Here is an 18,347-nt window from a genome sequence, read left to right as displayed (position 1 = left end):
CGACGGACCGTCAGGCGGCCTTGGTCGCGGCGGGCCTGCCGAAGGGTGGTGGGACGGCGCGCACTGCTGAGTGGCCAGTCCCGGCGGCCGGCGGCCGGCGTCCCGTGCCCGGAGGAGTACGACGTGGCGCGACGAAGCGTGCCGGGCAGCCGACGTGTCTCACGGGGCCCGGCAGGAGCGGTAGGCCTTTGAGGCGGCACCCGTTCGAAACGGGGCTGCTGACGCCGCAGCACCCGGTGCGGAGAGGAACCCGGCCGATCGCATCGGGGAGTCCAGGCGTTCGTTGCTCGGCGATGGCTGGGGCGCGGTCGCGGGTCCGCTGGTGGTGGCGAGGGTCAAGGTGTTGTCGATCGCCGTGCACAGGTCGGCCAGGAGTTCCGCAACCTGTGAGTTCACAGGAGCGGTGCCGCTTCGTTGCGGTGCATGCTGCGGGCAGGAAGCTCGACCGAGGGGGAAGCATGAGGAAGACGTTGTTCGCGAAGGGGGCGGTGCTCGCCGTCGTGGCCGGAGCGCTGCTGGTCGGTGCCGCCGCCGCGAAGGAGGACTACTACCCGTCCACGGGTGGTGTGCAGCAGGCGAAGGAGGAGCCCTGGCCGTCCAGCGGCGGGGTGCAGCAGGCCAAGGACGAGTACACCGCGGTGCCGGTGGCTCCCGAGAGGGAAGAGCCCCGGCCGTCCAGCGGCGGTGTGGTGCAGGCCAAGGAAGACGCGTGGCCGAGCCACGGCGGGGTTGCTCCGGCGGGGGAGGACCGCTGCGAGGCTGGCACGGGCTGGAGCCCGGACCACCCGTTGAGCCGCCCCTTCTTCGTCCCGACCGGTGGTGGGATGGCGCAGGCCAAGGACGACTTCTACCCGGGCGCCGGTGGCGTGGTGCAGGCGAAGGACGACTACTACCCCGGTGGTGGGACGGTCGTCGGTCGGGGTGTGGTGCTGGCCGAGCACGAGTGGGTGGAGTACTGACCGGCCCTCGGGCCGTTGCCGTCCGGTGCCGTTCGGGCGTGTCTGACGGGCGGTGAGGTGTGGTGCGCGCTGCGGGCGATGAGGTGCGGCGCGCACCTGCCGCTCATTCTCGCCCGGCCGGCGCGTTCCGGCTGCGGCTGCTGGCGCGCGGCATTTTCGAAGGTTGGAGCCTGTCCGACGTGGACTTCTCGGCGGTGCAGCCGGCCGGCGGGCGGATCCGGTGCCCGGCGGTGCCGTCGTGTCCGTGCACTCCGACCGGTACGGCCGAACAGGGATCTGCGTACGGCAGATGACGACCCATCACGCTTTGGTCACAAACGGATCGCCTGGGGTATTGCGTTGTCTGTACATGGGAGACCTTGATCCTTTCCGCCCACTTTGCGCTCCCTTTAGCATCCGTGAACGTCCCATCGGAATGGTGGGTCAGTGACAAGGAGTGGATGTGCACGAGCGCATATCGGGGCGCCGCAGACGGCTGACGCCGCCGGGTGCCCGGGGGGTGAGCGCCGTCATGGCGCTCGCCGTGTCGGTGTCGCTGCTGGCCGGTGCGGAGAGCGCGCTGGCGGCGCCGAAGCCGGAGAAGTCCGGTGCGACGCAGGGCGCGAAGAACCCGCAGTGGGCCACGTCGGCGGCGGACGTGCCGTCGGCGCGGGTCGCGGCGCGGCTGTCCGGGCAGCGCGTGGAGGCGCTGTCGGAGCGGACCGAGACGTCGACGACGTGGGTGAACAAGGACGGTTCGCTGACCACGGAGTTGTTCGCCGGGCCGGTGCGCTTCCAGCGCGACGGCCAGTGGACCGACGTCGATCTGACGCTGCACCAGCAGCCGGACGGCTCGGTCGCGCCGAAGGCGCATCCCGGCGGGCTGAAGCTGGCCGCGCCGGGCGGCACCCGCGCGAAGTCCCTGGCGGACTCGCAGGCGGGCAAGGGCGAGGACCGCACCCTGGTGACCCTCGGCGAGGGCGACCAGCAGGTCGAACTGCAGTGGAAGGGCGGCCTGCCGGCGCCCGTGCTGGACGGCACGAAGGCGACGTACCAGGACGCGATCAGCGACGGCGCCGCCGACCTGGTCGTCGAGGCCACCCGGACCGGCTTCGAGCAGTACACCGTCCTCAAGCAGCGCCCCGCGGCGACCGGTTACTCGTACACGATGCCGCTGAAGGCCAAGGGCCTGAAGGCCGAGGCGCAGGCCGACGGCAGCGTGCTGTTCAGCGACCGGAAGACCGGCGAGAAGCGCGCCGTGCTGCCCGCGCCGGTGATGTGGGACTCCACCACCGTCGCGGAGGGTTCGCGCGAGCACGCGAGGCGGGCGACGGTCGACCTGAAGGTCGTGCAGCGCGGAGAGAACACCGACCTGGTGTTCACCCCCGACGCCGCGTTCCTCGCCGACCCGAAGACGCAGTACCCGGTCACCGTCGACCCGTCGACGATCGCGCTGGGCAACGTGTTCGACACCCGCGTGCAGAAGGGAGAGACGGTCGACTGGTCCGCGGACACCGAGATCTACTGGGGCAACCCGGGCACCAAGAACGCCGACGGCTCCTCCCGCGAGGCCCGCGCCTTCATCAACTGGAACACCGCCCCGATCGCGGACGCGCTCATCACGAACGCGACGCTGAGCCTGTGGAACTTCCACTCCGGCAACAGCGACTGCGCCGCCTACGCCTGGGACGTCTACGACACCGGGCTCGCCTCGACGGCCTCCCGATGGGCCGCGCAGCCGACCTGGAACTCCAAGCAGGCCTCGTCGAACGAGACCGCGGGCCGCACCGGCTGCCAGAACGACGGCTGGATCAACGCCGACGTCACCAACCTCGTGCAGACCTGGACTTCGGCGAAGAAGCCGACCGCCGGCATGGGCCTGCGCGCGCCGGACGAGACCAGCACCAAGTACTGGAAGGAGGTCAACTCCTCCGAGGCCGGCTCCAACGTGCCGAAGCTGACGGTCACCTACAACTACCGCCCGCGCACCGGCACCGACCAGCAGGCCGGCTCCCCGTTCTACAAGGACGCAAACGGCACCTGGTGGGTCAACTCCACCACCCCGACCCTGCGCGACACCTTCGTCGACCCGAACAACGACAAGGTCGACGGCACCTTCCAGATCTTCGACAACGACACCAATGGGCAGGTCGGCAACGTCCTGGTCTCCCCGTACGTGCCCTCGGGCCAGCCCGCCTCGGTGACCGTCCCGGCCGGGCTGCTGGCCAACGGCAAGACCTACCGGTTCCGCACCTCGCCGTACGACGGCATGCACTACAACAACACGTGGTCGCCGTGGGCGTACTTCACGGTCGACACCTCCGCGCCGTCCGCGCCGGGCGCCGTCTCCTCGACGGACTACCCGTCCGGGCAGTGGGTCAAGGGCGCCGGCCAGCCCGGCGTGTTCACCGTGACCCCGCCGCCCGGTGACCAGAGCGCCTTGGAATGGACGCTCGACGGCACCAACTGGACGAAGGTCGCCACCGGCGGCTCCACCGCGCCGGTCAACCTGACGGTCACTCCGGACAAGGCCGGCACCCAGACCCTCCAGGTCCGCGCGCTGGACAAGGCCGAGAACAAGTCCGAGGCGGTGTCCTACACCTTCCAGGTCGGCGCCGGCGGCGTGATCTCGCCCAACGACGGCACCCGCACCGCCGCCCGCCTCCCGCTGATCGCCGAGGCCGACGCCGCGAAGTACAACGCCGTCAGCTTCTCCTGGCGCCGCTCCGACGCCGACGCGTGGACCACCCTCCCGGCGGCCGACGTCACCAACGCCGGCAGCGCCGTGACCTGGCCCGTCGCGCTGAACGGCGGCAAGAGCCCATCGCTGACCTGGAACGCCACGTCCACCGTCAACCCCGACGGCACCATCCAGATCCGCGCCGACTTCACCGGCCCGAACAACGCCGCCGTCTCCTCCGAGGGCGTCAAGGCGGTCATCGACCGCAAGGCCACCGGAGCCGCGACCCAGCAGATCGGCCCCGGCACCCTCAACCTGCTCACCGGCGACTTCGCCGTCTCTGTCACCGACGCCTCGTTCTTCGGCCTGACGGTCGGCCGCACCAACACCTCCCGCGACCCCAAGGCCGCGGCGAGCAAGGACGGCCAGGCCCCGATCTTCGGTCCCAACTGGACCTCCGGCGTGGCCTCGGAGGTCTCCCAGTCCGGGTACACCGAGATCCGCAAGACCTCCAACACCTCGCTGGACGTCGTCCTCGCCGAGGGCGAGACGATCGGCTTCACCGCCAACACGGCCGGCAACGGCTGGGTGCCGGAACCCGGCAGCGAGGCGCTGACCCTGCGCGGCTCCTTCGCCTCGGGCGACTTCACCCTCTCCGACACCGACGGCACCGTCACCACCTTCTCCAAGGTCGACCCGGCCGCCGCCACCTGGACGGTCTCCTCCAGCCTGCTCGACGGCATGGCCAACACCACCACCACCGTCATCTCCGAGAAGACCGTGGCGGGCGGCAAGACCCTGGCCCGGCCGAAGTACATGATCGCGCCGACCTCCGCCGCCACCGCCGCCGCCTGCGCGGCCGACCCGGCCACCAAGGGCTGCCGCGTCCTGCAGTTCGTCTACGCCACCGCCACCACGGCGACCGGCAACACCAGCGGCACCGACTTCGGCGACTTCACCGGACAGGTCTCCACCATCAAGCTGTGGGCCACCGCCCCCGGCGCCGCCACCGCCACCGCCACCGACGTCGCCACCTACCGCTACGACCTGGCCGGCCGACTGCGCCAGTTCTGGGACCCGCGCCTGGGCACCAGTGCCAAGACCCAGTACTCGTACATCGAGGGAACCGCCTCCGACGGCGCGCTCTACGCCGTCCTGCCGCCCGGCATGAACGGCGGCTACCACATGGCCTACGGCAACATCGCGGCAAGCCCGGCCGCCGGCGACGGCATGCTCACCAAGGTGTGGACCAACACCCTCGCCCCGGGCACCAACACCGTCAACGGCACCGCCACCACCACCGTCGTGTACGGCGTGCCCACCAGCGGCAGCAAGGCACCCGAGGACCTGTCGGTCACCGCCGGTGCCACCTGGGGCCAGACCGACCTGCCCACCGACGCCACCGCCGTCTTCCCCGCCGACCAGGTCCCCGCCTCCAACAGCGGCACCGACCTGAACGCGGCCGACTACACCCGGGCCACCGTCAACTACCTGAACGCCTCCGGCCGCCAGGTCAACACCGCCGCCCCCGGGCACCGCATCACCACCACCGAGTACGACAAGTGGGGCAACAGCGTCCGCACGCTGACCGCCGCCAACCGCGACCTCGCCCTCGGCGCCACCGACGCCGCCAAAGCCCAACTGGCCGACCTCGGCGTCAACAACCTGCCCAGCCGCGAACGCGCCCAACTGCTCTCCACCACCAGCGTCTACAGTGCCGACGGGCAGCGCGAGACGGAGAACTCCGGCCCCCTGCACCGCGTCACCCTGGCCGCCGACGTGGCCTCCGGCGGCGCGACCGTCGCCAAGGCCGGCACCCAGACCGTCGCCCGCACCCGCACCGTGAAGACCTACGACGAGGGCCGCCCCAGCGACGGCACCGCCAAGGTCAAGGACCAGGTCACCACCACCGTCACCGGCGGCGCGCTGCGCGCCTGGCCCGAGGTGTTCGCCGAGACCCGCACCGACAAGAGCGTCTTCGACTGGGCGCTCGGACTCGCCACACAGCAGATCCAGGACGCCGGCGGCCTGAACCTCACCACCACCACCGGCTACGACAACCAGGGCCGCGTCATCTCCCAGTCACTGCCCAAGTCGAACGGTTCGGATGCGGGCACCACCCGCACCACCTACTGGTCCGCCACCGGCACCGGCGCCTGCGCAGGCCGCCCCGAATGGGCCGACCAGGCCTGCAGCACCGGCCCGGCCGGCGACATCACCGGCGGCGGCGCCAACCCGGCCCAACTCCCCGTCAAGACCGTCCAGTACGGCCTGTTCGGCCAGATCGCCCAGATCGACGAGACTGCGAACGGTGTCACCCGTACCACGACCGTTACCCCCGACGCGGCCGGCCGACCGGTGACCACTGCCCTCAGCGGGGGCCTCGGCACCGCAGTTCCGGCGGTCACCACCACCTACGACCCGGTCACCGGCAAGGTCACCAAGCAGACCTCCCCCGGCGGCGGAACCATCACCAAGGCGTACGACGCGCTACTCCGCCTGACGTCCTACACCGACGCCGACGGCGCGACCACCACCACCGAGTACGACGCACTCGACCGGCCCACCAAGGTCACCGACAGCGTCCCGTCCACCACCACCTACGCCTACGACACCGCCATCGACCCGCGCGGCATGGCCACCGCGGTCACCGACTCGATCGCCGGCGCCTTCACCGCCCGCTACGACGCCGACGGCACCGTGGTGACCCAGGGCATGCCCGGCGGCTACACCATGACCGACCGCTACGACCCGTCCGGCACCGCAGTCAGCCGCACCTACACCCGCGACAGCGACGGCACGGTACTGGTCTCCGACGGCATCACCGAGACCGTCCACAGCCAGTGGGCCACCCACACCGGAACCCCCGGCGTCACCGCAGCCCAGAGCTACGCCTACGACAGGGCCGGCCGCCTCACCGGTGTCCAGGACACGTCCCCCGACGCCGTCTGCACCACCCGCAGCTACGGCTTCGACAACAACACCAACCGCACCTCCCTCGCCACGGCCGTCGCGGCCCGCGGCACCGACTGCACCACCACCGGAGCCACCACCCAGACCAACACCTACGACACCGCCGACCGCCTGGTGAACCCCGGCTACACCTACGACGCGTTCGGCCGCACCACCGCACTGCCCGGCTCCACCGTCGCCTACTACAACAGCGACCTCGTCCAGCAGCAGACCACGGGCGCCAACCGCCAGACCTGGACCCTCGACTCCAACCAGCGCCTGCGCACCTGGACCACCGAGACCAACAACGCCGGCACCTGGACCCCAACGGGCACTAAGACCAACCACTACGGCGGTGACGCCGACAACCCCCGTTGGATCGCCGAGGACACCGTTGGAAACCTCACCCGCAACATCGCGGGCATGAACGGCGACCTGGGAGCGACCACAACCAAGACCGGCGGTACGGTCCTCCAACTCACCAACCTCCACGGCGACATCACCCTCCAGCTTCCGCTGGACACCGCCGCCGCTCCCACCATCCTCGACAGCGACGAGTACGGCAGCCCGCGCGCCGGACAGACCGCCGCCCGCTACGGCTGGCTCGGAGGCAAGCAACGCTCCACCGAAACCCCTGGCGGCTTCACCCTCATGGGCGTGCGCCTCTACCACCCGGCGTCCGGTCGCTTCCTGTCCGTCGACCCCGTGTACGGCGGAAACGCCAATGCATATGATTACACCTCGGGCAACCCGCTGACGCGTTTCGACCTCGACGGCCGGTGGAGTTGCGGTGCCTGCAAATATGCGAAGCGCAGGTACCTCGAGGCAGAGGCATGTCATTCACTCGGACAGCGAGGATGCCAGTGGGCGATGCAGCTCTCCGACATCGTGAAGAAGATCGCGCCGGGCGGCCACGGCCGAGACAATGCTATTCGGCACTTCATGTGGCAGTCGGCCCTCACCCTCTACTTCGGCGCGGCTGCAGCGAAACGCCTGGGTGATGCCCATGAGTACGGGGAGAGCGGGGAGGACCATCGCATCGATGTATTCAATAACAATGTGGCCAGGACCACGGCGCAGAACTACTGGTTCCGCAAGAGAATGAAGGCCGCCATTTCGCGCAGAAACCTCTTCGAGGCACTGTACAGTCAGGCGTCTTCCATGTACGCCTACGGGCGACTCAAGTAGTTCAGCCATCCTTCCGCCCGCAGGGCCCGCTGCCGTCCGACGGCAGCGGGCTCGGTGCGGGCTCACGAGCGCAGAGCGGAGCACATCCCAGATGAAGACGGCAGGGAAAATTTATACTGCCCTGATCGCCGCCTCCACCATAGGGGTGGGTGCATTAATAATTCCTGGAATTGTCTCCGGCGAAGGGTGCAAAGAGGCCTCGGCGATCGCCGGGTCGGATGCGGTCATGCAGTTGGCGGCGAAACACCCGGAAGGCGTTCCCGAGGGAAGCCCGACCGGCGTCTCGTGCAATGTGGACGGGGGATTTTCGCATGCTGGATTCGTGTATGGCTACGGAGTGCCGGAGGCTGTCGTGGTCGACTACTACACTCGCGAGGCGGCGCCAATGGGGTGGATGCGGGACCGCGAAGGCGAACCAATTTCCGCCGAGGTGGGGGGTTTCTGCTTTTCGAGAGAAATAGAAGGCCGGTGGGCCATGATCCGCGTGAGGTTCGATACTGCTGCCAAGACTTATTCCATTCGCTCCGAGGTTGCATTGAACGACTCCCGACCCAGGTGCTGGATCTGATCTCGTGAGCCGCGGCGGGAGCCCTGCGCTCCGGCCCAGGGAAGCAAGACCGCGCCCCGGCCGCGCCCCACTGCTGGTCGCCGGTGGTCTCGACCGCCGAAGGGCCACTCCTACGGGGCTTCGGCCGGGGCGTACAGGCGTGACGTGGTGAGACTTTGAGGGGGCGGCGGTTCCCCGGCGGGGCTGGACGGCCTGGAACAGCGGCCCCTTCTGCCCGGAGGCGGCAGGCTCGTGCGCGTCGACGCGTCGACGATGACGGTCGCTACGGCAGAGGGCGTTGCCAGGACCGTCACCTTCCACGAGGTGGCGCCGCTCCTCGCGGCCCACCGGGGCCGGCGGGCTTCAGGTGCCGGCCATGCACGGCCCGGCGGACCGGAGCGCCCGGACCCGGCCGCTGAACTGACGGGCCGGCACCTCACCTGTCGTCGAACGACCACAAGACGGGGTGGGCGGGTCTCAGGGCGCGCTCAGAGTCAACGTCCCCACCGTCGCAGACGTACGACCGTGACGGCGGCGACACGGGTCGGCCGGCGCCAGAGCTGCTCAACGTGTCGGTCCCGGGTGGAGAGACGGCCGCAGCCCGGGCGGCCGTGAGCCAGCTCCTTCCTGCGGCGCGAAGCGGCGATGCTGCGCCCTCCCCGAGGGGGCCCCTCGTGAAGGGCCGCCCGTCCGCCCCGGGACCCTGCCCGCCTCTCCGTCGGGAAAGGTGGCGAGGAGGGCGAGCCAGAGCTGGAACCGGTCGTGGGTGGACTGCAGCGACCTACCGGTGAGCTGCTCGATGCGCTCCAACCGGTAACGAACGGTGTTGCGGTGCACGAACATGCGGTCGGCGACCGCCTGCACCGAACAGTCCGCGGCCAGGTAGGCGTGCAGCGTCGGGACGAGATCTGCCCGGTTGCTGTCGTCGAACCGCGTGAGCGGCCGCAGTACCTCGGCGGCGAGTTGCCGCAGCGGCAGACCGGGGCTGGAGAGCAGGAGCCGGGAAAGGTCGAGCGGCCCGCCGGCGTGAACGCCGGGGCCCCGGGCGAGTGCCGCCCGGGCTCCACCGCAAGCCCTCGACACCCTGGTAGCAGCCACCGATCCCGACTGCGGCGCGCGCGTCGAGGCCGGACAGCACGGCGGCGAACCGCAAGGCCGGCGCCTCCACCGGCACGCACTGCGGGACCACCGCGACCAGGTAGCGGTCGACGACCGCGGTGAGCAGCGGCTCGGGCGGGTCGCCGCAGTCGTCGGCGGGCCAGGGCAGCCGGGCCAGCCGCCGGTCCCGGCCCGTCCCCGCCCCGTCGGGGTCCGGGCAGCCCAGGACCACCCGGTGCGAGCGCGTCGGGTCGAGCCCGAACGCGGCGAGCCTGCGCTCGGCGGCGGCCGGCGCGATCACGTCCCGGACGACGTCCTCGACGACCTGGCCGACCAGCTCCCGCCGCCCGGCCAGGTAGGCCTGCCGGCGGGCCAGCTCCAGACCGACCAGCCGGGCCGCGTACGGGAGCAGCTCGGCGGGGTCGGCCGACCGAAGGCACAGCTGCGCCGCGAGGGTCCCGTCGACCCTGACCGGCAGGCGCACCAGCCCGGTGCGGTCGGGAGCCTCCGGGGAAGCCGGTCCTGCCTGCAGCTCGTCGAGCAGCGCATTGCAGGGGCCCGGCGCCGCGGCGAGCAGTGCGCCGTGGCGGTCGACCACTGCGACCTCGCTCCCGTAGATGCGGTGCAACGCCCGCAGTAGCGCGGTCAGGCCGCCGCCCTCCAGCAGGGCCCGGACCAAGAGGTCGTGCCGGTCGAGGAGCCGGTACGACCGGTCGGCGGCCCCGGCCGTGCTCCGTGCGGCAATCAGGCGGTTGACCGCGATGAACGGCGTTTCCGGCGGGACCTCCAGCACCGGCAGGCCCAGCCGCTCGGCCTCCGCCACCGTGTCGACCGGCACCGTGGGATGGTTCGGCCCCGTGCCGAAACCCACCCCCGCCGCGCCGGCCGCCGCAACTCGCCGCACGAAGGCGGCCTGAGCGTCGGGGCTCCGCTGCCGCAGACCCGTGGTGAGGAGCAGTTCCCCACCGGTCATCCACGGTGTCGGATCGGCAAGCTCCGTCGCCGCCGCCCAGCGCACCACGCGCTCGGTGCCGAACCCGCCGGTGCACAGCCGGAGGCGGAGGTCCTCCTGTGACAGCAGGTCACCCAGAGTGATTGACATGGGTCGGACTGTAACGGCGCACAGTCCGGGGGCGGAAGATCGTGCACGCCTCCATGGCCGGATCGAGTGAACACTCCTAGGTTTCTGAAGGCCGGGCCGCACCGTGCTCCCGGCCGGACAGGCGAAGCCGACCAGACAGCCGCGATGTGACGGAGGACGGCCACCTCTCATGACGACAGACCGACCGCTGCCGCCGGCCACCCCGGCCGCGGTCCGACTCGAACGGCTGGCCAAGACCTTCGACGGCGGGGTCCGTGCGGTCGACGGCGTCGACCTGGAGGTGCACGAGGGCGAGTTCTTCGCGCTGCTGGGCCCGTCCGGATCCGGCAAGACCACCCTGTTGCGCCTGGTCGCCGGATTCGAGACCCCCACGTCCGGCCGGATCCTGCTGGGCGGAGCGGACGTCTCCCGACTGCCGCCGTTCGACCGGGACGTCAACACGGTGTTCCAGGACTACGCCCTCTTCCCGCACATGACGGTCGTCCAGAACGTGGGCTACAGCCTGGCGGTCCGGCGGGTACCCAAGGCCGAACGGACGCGCCGGGTGCGTGCCGCACTCGCCACGGTCAGGCTCGACGGCTTCGAGCAGCGCCGACCGTCCCAGCTCTCCGGTGGCCAGCGCCAGCGGGTCGCGCTGGCCCGGGCGCTGATCAACCGCCCGAAGGTGCTGCTGCTCGACGAACCGCTCGGCGCGCTTGACCTCAAACTCCGGCACGACATGCAACTGGAACTCAAGCAGCTCCAGCGCGAGGTCGGGATCACCTTCCTCCTCGTCACCCACGACCAGGAGGAGGCCCTGACGATGAGCGACCGCGTCGCGGTGGTCAACGCGGGGCGGATCGAGCAGGTCGGCTCGCCGGCCGACGTCTACGAGCGTCCTGCCACGGCGTTCGTCGCCGGCTTCGTCGGCACCTCCAATCTCCTGGACGGACCGGCGGCCGAGCGGGTCGTGGGCGAGGCCGGGCTGTTCAGCATCCGGCCGGAGAAGATCCGGCTGACCCGCCCGGATGCCCCCGCCGGCCCCCACGAGCTGTCGGCGAGCGGCCGCGTGGCCGAGGTCGTCTACGCCGGCGGACACACCAGGCTCCTCGTCGATCTGGAGGTCGGCGCCCGGCTGACCGCCGTGCAGCAGAACGCCGAGGACGTCGCCGACGTGATGCGCCGGCGCGGCCAGGCCGTCGTGCTGGCCTGGCAGCGCAAGCACACCGTCCGCGTCGGCAGATAGCCGGTCCCTGCCGCTTCCCCTTCCGCACCCCCACCCGTCCGCCCAGAGATCGGAATCCGGCGCATGTCCCTTCCCGCCCGACGGCGCTCCTCCCTCCGCACGGTGATCACGACCGCAGCCGCCCTCCTCGTGGCTGCCGGGTGCGGCGGCACCGCCGCAACGACCTCCGGCGGCGGCCCGAACCCGCCGCAACGGTCCGCGCTCCAATCCCTGGGCCCCGGCGAGGGGCGATTGAACCTGATCGCCTGGGCGGGCTACGCCGAAGACGGGACGAACGACCGCAACGTGGACTGGGTCCACCCCTTCGAGCAGCAGACCGGCTGCAAGGTCAACACGAAGACCGCCGGCACCTCGGACGAGATGGTCTCCCTGATGAAGACCGGCCAGTACGACGCCGTCTCCGCATCCGGCGACGCGACACTCAGGCTGATCGCGGCCGGCGACGTCGCGCCCGTCAACACCGGCCTGGTGCCGAACTACGCGGACGTCTTCGAAAATCTGAAGAATCAGCCGTGGAACTCCGTGAACGGCCGGATGTACGGCATCCCGCACGGCCGCGGCGCCAACCTCCTGATGTACCGGACCGACAAGGTCATCCCGGCACCCGACTCGTGGCGCGCGGTCTTCGAAGACGCCCCGGCGTACGCCGGGCACGTCACGGCCTACGACTCGCCGATCTCCATCGCCGACGCGGCGCTGTACCTCATGAAGACCCGACCGGACCTGGGCATCAAGAATCCCTACGCCCTGGACCCCGCCCAACTCAAGGCGGCCGTCGACCTGTTGAAGGCCCAGCGCAAGGCGGTCGGCGAGTACTGGAGCGACTACCAGAAGGCCGAGAACTCCTTCAAAACCGGAGACACGGTGATCGGCACCACCTGGCAGGTGATCGCCAACATGGCGCAGGCCGACCGGACGCCCGTCCAGGCGGTGCTGCCCAAGGAAGGCGCGACCGGCTGGTCCGACACCTGGATGGTCTCGGCGAAGGCCGCACACCCCAACTGCGCCTACCGGTGGATGGACTGGATCGTCTCGCCGAAGACCAACGCACAGGTCGCCGAGTGGTTCGGGGAGGCCCCCGCCAACGCCAAGGCCTGCGACCAGACGTCCGACAAGTCGTTCTGCACCGTCTTCCACGCCACCGACGACGCGTACTGGGAGAACGTCCACTCCTGGACCACCCCCGTCAAGAACTGCCTCGACGGCCGCGGGACGTCCTGCACCGACTACGCGGCCTGGACCGCCGCCTGGACCGAGATCAAGGGCTGACCCGTGGCCGACGAGGTGATTGCCCCACCCCCGCGGCAGAGTGGCCTGCGGCGAACGGCCTCCGTCCTGCACCGGCATCCCGGGCTGCGGCTGGCCGCGCTGCTGGCCGCACCGATGACCTGGCTGGTCCTCGCCTACCTCGGTTCGCTCGCCGTCCTGCTCCTGTCGGCCTTCTGGACGGTCGACGACTTCACCTACGAGATCGTCCGGGTCTGGAACACCGCCAACTTCACCACTGTCCTCACCAGCCCCGTCTACTGGACCATCGCGCTGCGCACCCTCGCCGTCGCCGCCGCCGTCACGGCGATCGACGCCGTCGTGGCGTTCCCCATGGCGTTCGCCATGGCCCGGCTCGTCCGGCCGCGCGCCCGCCGGCTCCTGGTGGTCGCCGTGCTGACCCCGCTCTGGGCCGGCTACCTGGTCAAGGCGTACGCCTGGCGCGTCGTCCTCAGCCGGGGCGGCATCCTCGACTGGCTCGGCAGTCCCTTCGGGCTGACCAGCCCCGGGTACGGCACGACGGCCGTCGTCGTCGTCCTCGCCTACCTGTGGCTGCCGTACATGATCCTCCCGGTCTTCGCCGGCCTGGAACAGCTGCCCACCGCCCTCCTCGACGCCTCGGCCGACCTCGGCGCCTCACCCGGGAGGACCTTCCGCTCGGTAGTCCTCCCTCTGGTCAGGCCCTCGGTGCTGGCAGGGTCCGTCCTCACCTTCTCGCTGAGCCTGGGCGACTACCTCGCCGTCCGGATCGTCGGCGGCCGGACCCAGATGCTGGGCACGGCGATCGCCGACAACGTGACGCTCAACCTGCCACTGGCCGCCGCACTGTCCTGCGTGCCGGTGGCGATGATCGTCGGCTACCTGTTGGCCGTGCGCCGATCGGGCGCCCTGGACTCGCTGTGAGGAGACCGAACAGCCGTGAACCTCTCCCGCCGCACCCGGATCGCGCTGTACACGGCCACGACCGGCGGCCTCGCGGTCATCTACCTGCCGCTGCTGCTGGTCCTCCTCAACTCGTTCAACCGCAACCGCTCCTTCGCCTGGCCCCCGGCCGGGGTCACCACCCAGTGGTGGGTGCGTGCCTGGCACTCCGACGGCGTCCGCCACGCCCTCCTCGCATCCCTGCAGGTGGGAGCCGGAGCGACCCTGGTGGCCCTGATCCTGGGAAGCATGACCGCCCTCGCCGTCCAGCGGCACCGATTCTTCGGCCGCCGAGCGGTGTCGTTCCTCGTGATCCTCCCCATCGCGCTGCCCGGCATCGTCACCGGCATCGCCCTCAACGCCGCCTTCCGCACGGTGCTCGGCCCGGTCGGCATCGGGTTCGGCGTGCTCACGGTCGTCATCGGGCACGCCACGTTCTGCATCGTCGTCGTCTTCAACAATGTGGCCGCCGGGCTGCGCCGGACCTCGCCATCGGTGGAGGAAGCCTCCGCCGACCTGGGGGCCCACACCTTCCAGACCTTCCGACACATCACGTTCCCGGCCCTGCGGCCGGCCCTCCTGGCGGGCGGGCTGCTGGCCTTCGCGCTGTCCTTCGACGAGATCGTGGTGACCACGTTCACCGCCGGACCGGGCGTCCAGACCCTTCCGGTGTGGATCTACGCCAACCTGGCCCGGCCCAACCAGGCCCCGGTCGTCAACGTCGTGGCCGCCGTCCTGGTGCTGATCTCCGTTGTTCCGATCCACCTGGCCCAGCGGCTTTCCTCCGACGGGTCGCCCGCGTCCTCCCTGCAGGCCCCCTGACAGGCGGTGCGTGCCGACGGAGGCCGCCCGCCCCCTCCGGCGTCGCCCCGTAGGGACGGTCGCCCTCCGCCTGCCTGTCCGGAGCACTCCGCTCCCGACCGTTGCCGTACCAGGTACTCCAGCCTGTTCGACCCACCGCCCACGGAATCCCCAACCGCCCGGCCCGGGCCGCAGTCCTCGTCCCACCTCGCCCAGGACATGCCCTCAGCAGCCCTCGCATCCACGCTCGGCCGAACGGGCCCGCGCCGGACTCGACCAGCTGGCCGTCGAAGCCCCGCACTCCATGGACGGCTACACGTGCGAGAGTCGCCGCACTGACCCGCGCAGTACGGGCAGTGCGACACCCGCAGTGTCGTCGGTGCCCGCGGCGGCCAGGAGGTCGTCCGGGACGACCAGTGCCGCACGTGGCCGGCACCTGGACCAGCCCTACGTCGGCAAGGCCTTCACCGACGCGAAGTCACATCGACCACCTGGTCCCATTGGCGGCGAGCTGGAAGTCGGGCGCCGACACCAGGACCACCGGCAAGCGCAGGGCCTTCGCCAAGGACCTGACCGCGACCAGGTGGTCGCGGCGTCCGCCGCCAGCAACAGGCCGGAGCAGCGGCCGCCAAAGTGACGGACACGCCGGTGAGTCGGGGCGTACGCGGCAGGCCGAGCGCGCCCCGCCGGGCAGACAGGGTCGACGTGCGGTTGCGGGAACCTGTCCGAGGCCCGGCCCGGGCATCCGCGGCAGTGCGGATGCCCGGGCCGGAGCAGTGCTCGGGTTCTCGAACGGGTGCGGCAGGCCGGGCCTGTCGCAGGTCAGGCCTTCACAGAGACGAGCTCGAACTTCTCGTTCGGGTCGCCCTTGCAGTCGAACAGGATGATCGGGGTGCCGTTGTCCCAACTCGGCCCGGCGCCCTTGACGTTCAGGCAGCGTCCGCTGGCGGGGTTCAGAAGGTCGAAGGAGCGGTTGGTCAGCGGCGTGATCCAGGCATCGAGGCCGTCGAGGCGGGCGGCCTGCGCGCCGGTGCGGGTCTCGCTCGCCGGAGTGCCGAGGCAACCGGCCTGCCAGGCACGGGAGACGACACCGGTGATCTCCCCGCCGCCGTTGAGCAGGGGAGCTCCGGTGTCTCCCGCGCAGACCGCGGCCGCGCCGCTCACGGGGGAGAGGTCGACAGTGGTGGCGGCGACCGTCCCAAGGACCTGGGCGGTGGTGCGGGGACCGCTGCCGGTGCCCCAGGTGGTGGCGGTGCGGCCGAAGCCGGCGACCTTCACGGTGGACCCGCTCGCCGCCGCCGCAGCGGCAGCCTTCAGCGGGGCGACGCCGCTGAGCGGGGTGGCAAGACGGGCAAGGACGATGTCGCGGTCGCCGCGGGGAACAAGCTCGACCAGGTCGACGCTGCGGCCGCCCGCAGCGAACGAGTTCTTCACAGCAGGGGCGCCGGCGCGAGCTGCGGAGGATCGTCGGTGAAGCAGCCGGCCGAAGTGAGGACCCACATCGGGTCGACCAGGGTGCCGGTGCAGCCGCGGGATCCGGCCCGACCCGCTGCGCCGACGGTGATCGAGCCGACGGCGGGGAACTCGGGGGCGGGCGTGGTGGCGGCAGTGCCGTCGCCGGCGACGAGTTCGAGCAGCACGGCCGGCTTGTTGCCGGTCGAGTTGTCGGCCTGGCCGACCGGGGTCCATTCGTTCTTTTTGATGTCGACGCTGCTGGTGGCGCCCTCGGAGCTGACGGTCGCCTTGAGTGCGTGGCTGTCGCCTTTGATGTTGGTGACGTCGGAGATTTCGAGGGCGAGGTAGCCGGAGGAGCCGGTGACCTTGAAACAGACCTCGAACGGCGAGGCGACCTGGCGAACGACCCGCACCAGGCCCGACTCGGAGGCGCATTCGGCGAGGCGGATGCCGTCGCCCGTCTTCAGCGTCAGGTTCTGCTCGGCCAGGATCTTCGCGGCGCCCGGGTAGGCGAACGCCTCCACCGCCGACGGTGCCACAGTTCCGTCGCGGACGCGGGTAGCGAGACTGCGGCACCCGGCACGGAAAGCAGGGCGGCCACCAGTACCGCGGACCGCTTAATTCTCTGCAAAAGGAACCCCCAAAACGGAAATTACGGACTTCACTCGAGTGGTGAATTGCCGATCGCACGTTATCGAACAATTAATCACCGACCAAGGGGCGACCATTTGTCGAGGTCGGACTCGACGGGTGGATCGGAAGGAAAAGGATAATTTCCTCAGACAATTCACAATGCGGAAATCATCGGGTGGTGTCCGATGCCCGCCAGTGCTCCTCACCGGCTGGCGGTCCACGGCGACCCGAGGGGCCTTGGCTGTACCTGTCTTGGCCAGGGGCGGAACCGAGGGGCGGTGGGCAGTTGTCCATGTCACGGTGCACGCTTGACGCTCCGTGCGGAGCGATCGCACCAGGGGGCCCGGGGTGCGGTCCGTCGGACGGGGGCTTTCAAGGCAGGGAGAGGGAGATGGCGCGCAGCGGAATGTTCGGCCTGCTGGCAGGCGGTGAGCCACCGGCTCCGGGGGAGAACCTCGGCGGGGACGGGCTGGTGGGACTGATCGTCGCGGTCCTGGGGCGGGTGGGCTGGCCCGTCGGCATGGGGGTGCTGGGGGTGCTGGCCGTTCTCGCGGGCGGAGCGTGGATGCGGGGCCGGCCGGGTGCCGAAGGCCGCCGGCGATGAGAGGCGCCGGGGCCGCCGGGGTCGGCGGCGTCGTCCTTGTCGATCACGGCTGCCGCGGCGGCGTGCTGAGCGAGACCGGTAGTTTTGCCGGTGAGTCCCATCGGAGATCCGACATCTCCGCACGTGGCCGCGGCGCTTGCGCCGCGACGTCGGACGGTCGGGTGAGGCCGGTCAGCAGAGTGCGCCGGGCCGGTGTTTCGCCGTCCCGGGTACTGCGGCCCTCGCGGGGGTGGTGAACGCCCGGCGGGTTCCGGGGCACTCATGGAGCGGGTAGCGCGGAGTCGGCCGGGCTCGCGCGCCGACAGCGGCTTCGAAACAGCCCTGGCCGGCCCGGGAACGGGCCGGTCTGCAGGTCCCGTCCGGGCGGGGCGGCAGCGCGCGGAACAGGGTAGGTGCGTCCGTAAGCAGGAGGCGCCGGTGCGAGCGGCACGCCAGCCGCCTCCGTGAGCGCCCCGCACGGCAGCCCCCGGTCGGGGAGCGGTTGCGCGAGTGGTCCGTGCGCCGGTCGGCTGCCAGCTGTCTCCGTCCGGGACTGGGCAGCAGGTGAGGCTGTGTGAAGCTGTGCGGCCGGGGCGCGCCGCCCGCTCGGGCCGCTGCCCGGGCGTTCCCGCCGCCGGCGAGTGCCGGGCGGCGACCACTGCCCGGCCCCGCTCCGGGACGGCGCCCCGGCCCCGGCCGGACTTCGCCCCCTGCCCCGCCGTCGGTGCTGGTGCGGGGGCGGTGCTCGCTGTGCCTTCGTCAGGCGCGGCGCGTCCGAACCTGGCACCGGAATGGCTGATCTTCCCTGCCAGGACCCCGGATTCCCGGCACCGGACGGGCCACCTGGCGTCGGCTTGTCGTCCGTACCCGGCTGCCCGGCCTGACCGCTGTCGCCGACAGGCCGGACCGGCGTCGGCGAGTGCCCGGATTCGCCGCTCGCCCGCCGCGTCCGGCCCGT

Annotated in this window: 12 protein-coding genes; 8 read left to right on the top strand and 4 right to left on the bottom strand. The window is 71.1% G+C overall.

Features of this window, described 5'->3' with window-relative positions; all coding sequences use genetic code 11:
* Positions 1-458 precede the first annotated feature (458 nt).
* The 3 genes from ACFV1L_RS13285 (at position 459) to ACFV1L_RS13275 (ending at position 8,326) form a co-directional block, all read left to right on the top strand.
* The gene (locus ACFV1L_RS13285) at positions 459-959 is read left to right on the top strand and encodes a hypothetical protein (RefSeq protein ID WP_380365414.1); all 501 of its coding nucleotides are present in this window, start codon (positions 459-461) and stop codon (positions 957-959) included.
* 511 nt (positions 960-1,470) lie between these two features.
* Positions 1,471-7,758 carry a DNRLRE domain-containing protein gene (locus tag ACFV1L_RS13280; protein WP_380365560.1) on the top strand — a complete coding sequence of 2,096 codons (6,288 nt, stop codon included), beginning with the start codon at positions 1,471-1,473 and terminating at the stop codon, positions 7,756-7,758.
* Between the two features lie 91 nt (positions 7,759-7,849).
* Positions 7,850-8,326, top strand: a complete 477-nt coding sequence (locus tag ACFV1L_RS13275; protein WP_380365413.1) for a hypothetical protein — start codon at positions 7,850-7,852, stop codon at positions 8,324-8,326.
* A 543-nt stretch (positions 8,327-8,869) separates the two neighbouring features.
* Here the strand turns inward: ACFV1L_RS13275 and ACFV1L_RS13270 are convergent.
* The gene (locus tag ACFV1L_RS13270) at positions 8,870-9,169 is read right to left on the bottom strand and encodes a helix-turn-helix domain-containing protein (RefSeq protein WP_380365411.1); all 300 of its coding nucleotides are present in this window, start codon (positions 9,167-9,169) and stop codon (positions 8,870-8,872) included.
* Positions 9,087-10,505 carry a PucR family transcriptional regulator ligand-binding domain-containing protein gene (locus ACFV1L_RS13265; RefSeq protein ID WP_380365558.1) on the bottom strand — a complete coding sequence of 473 codons (1,419 nt, stop codon included), beginning with the start codon at positions 10,503-10,505 and terminating at the stop codon, positions 9,087-9,089. Before ACFV1L_RS13265 ends, ACFV1L_RS13270 begins: the two co-directional genes overlap by 83 nt.
* 169 nt (positions 10,506-10,674) lie before the next feature.
* On the opposite strand from ACFV1L_RS13265, the gene ACFV1L_RS13260 reads away from it, so the two are divergent.
* The 4 genes from ACFV1L_RS13260 (at position 10,675) to ACFV1L_RS13245 (ending at position 14,739) form a co-directional block, all read left to right on the top strand.
* Positions 10,675-11,730, top strand: coding sequence for an ABC transporter ATP-binding protein (locus ACFV1L_RS13260; protein WP_380365409.1), 1,056 nt, complete (start codon positions 10,675-10,677; stop codon positions 11,728-11,730).
* Positions 11,731-11,793: 63 nt separating this feature from the next.
* A complete protein-coding gene (locus ACFV1L_RS13255; RefSeq protein ID WP_380365408.1) occupies positions 11,794-12,999 on the top strand; it encodes an ABC transporter substrate-binding protein in 1,206 nt (401 codons plus the stop codon).
* 3 nt (positions 13,000-13,002) lie between these two features.
* Positions 13,003-13,899, top strand: coding sequence for an ABC transporter permease (locus tag ACFV1L_RS13250; protein ID WP_380365406.1), 897 nt, complete (start codon positions 13,003-13,005; stop codon positions 13,897-13,899).
* Positions 13,900-13,914: 15 nt separating this feature from the next.
* The gene (locus ACFV1L_RS13245; RefSeq protein ID WP_380365405.1) at positions 13,915-14,739 is read left to right on the top strand and encodes an ABC transporter permease; all 825 of its coding nucleotides are present in this window, start codon (positions 13,915-13,917) and stop codon (positions 14,737-14,739) included.
* An 801-nt stretch (positions 14,740-15,540) separates the two neighbouring features.
* On the opposite strand, the gene ACFV1L_RS13240 is transcribed toward ACFV1L_RS13245, so the two are convergent.
* Entirely contained in the window at positions 15,541-16,152 is a 612-nt protein-coding gene (locus ACFV1L_RS13240) for a trypsin-like serine protease (protein WP_380365404.1), read from the bottom strand.
* Positions 16,149-16,712 (bottom strand): hypothetical protein, encoded by a 564-nt coding sequence (locus tag ACFV1L_RS13235; protein ID WP_380365403.1) that lies wholly within the window; start codon positions 16,710-16,712, stop codon positions 16,149-16,151. The genes ACFV1L_RS13240 and ACFV1L_RS13235 overlap by 4 nt, the downstream gene beginning before the upstream one ends.
* Before the next feature lie 485 nt (positions 16,713-17,197).
* On the opposite strand from ACFV1L_RS13235, the gene ACFV1L_RS13230 reads away from it, so the two are divergent.
* Positions 17,198-17,410: a hypothetical protein gene (locus ACFV1L_RS13230; protein WP_380365401.1), complete on the top strand. Its 213-nt coding sequence runs from the start codon at positions 17,198-17,200 to the stop codon at positions 17,408-17,410.
* Positions 17,411-18,347 lie beyond the last annotated feature (937 nt).

The sequence above is a fragment of the Kitasatospora sp. NPDC059646 genome, assembly GCF_042734615.1.
Classification (GTDB): domain Bacteria; phylum Actinomycetota; class Actinomycetes; order Streptomycetales; family Streptomycetaceae; genus Kitasatospora.
The sequence above is the reverse complement of the archived record's forward strand: the minus strand, read 5'-3'. Positions and strand labels throughout refer to the sequence as shown.

Bases quoted from the DNA above. Each gene is read 5' to 3' on its own strand.
- ACFV1L_RS13255 (WP_380365408.1), top strand. From the start codon at position 11,794: ATGTCCCTTCCCGCCCGACGGCGCTCCTCCCTCCGCACGGTGATCACG.
- ACFV1L_RS13275 (WP_380365413.1), top strand. From the start codon at position 7,850: ATGAAGACGGCAGGGAAAATTTATACTGCCCTGATCGCCGCCTCCACC.
- ACFV1L_RS13285 (WP_380365414.1), top strand. From the start codon at position 459: ATGAGGAAGACGTTGTTCGCGAAGGGGGCGGTGCTCGCCGTCGTGGCC.
- ACFV1L_RS13230 (WP_380365401.1), top strand. From the start codon at position 17,198: ATGGCGCGCAGCGGAATGTTCGGCCTGCTGGCAGGCGGTGAGCCACCG.
- ACFV1L_RS13265 (WP_380365558.1), bottom strand. From the start codon at position 10,505: ATGTCAATCACTCTGGGTGACCTGCTGTCACAGGAGGACCTCCGCCTC.
- ACFV1L_RS13280 (WP_380365560.1), top strand. From the start codon at position 1,471: ATGGCGCTCGCCGTGTCGGTGTCGCTGCTGGCCGGTGCGGAGAGCGCG.
- ACFV1L_RS13260 (WP_380365409.1), top strand. From the start codon at position 10,675: ATGACGACAGACCGACCGCTGCCGCCGGCCACCCCGGCCGCGGTCCGA.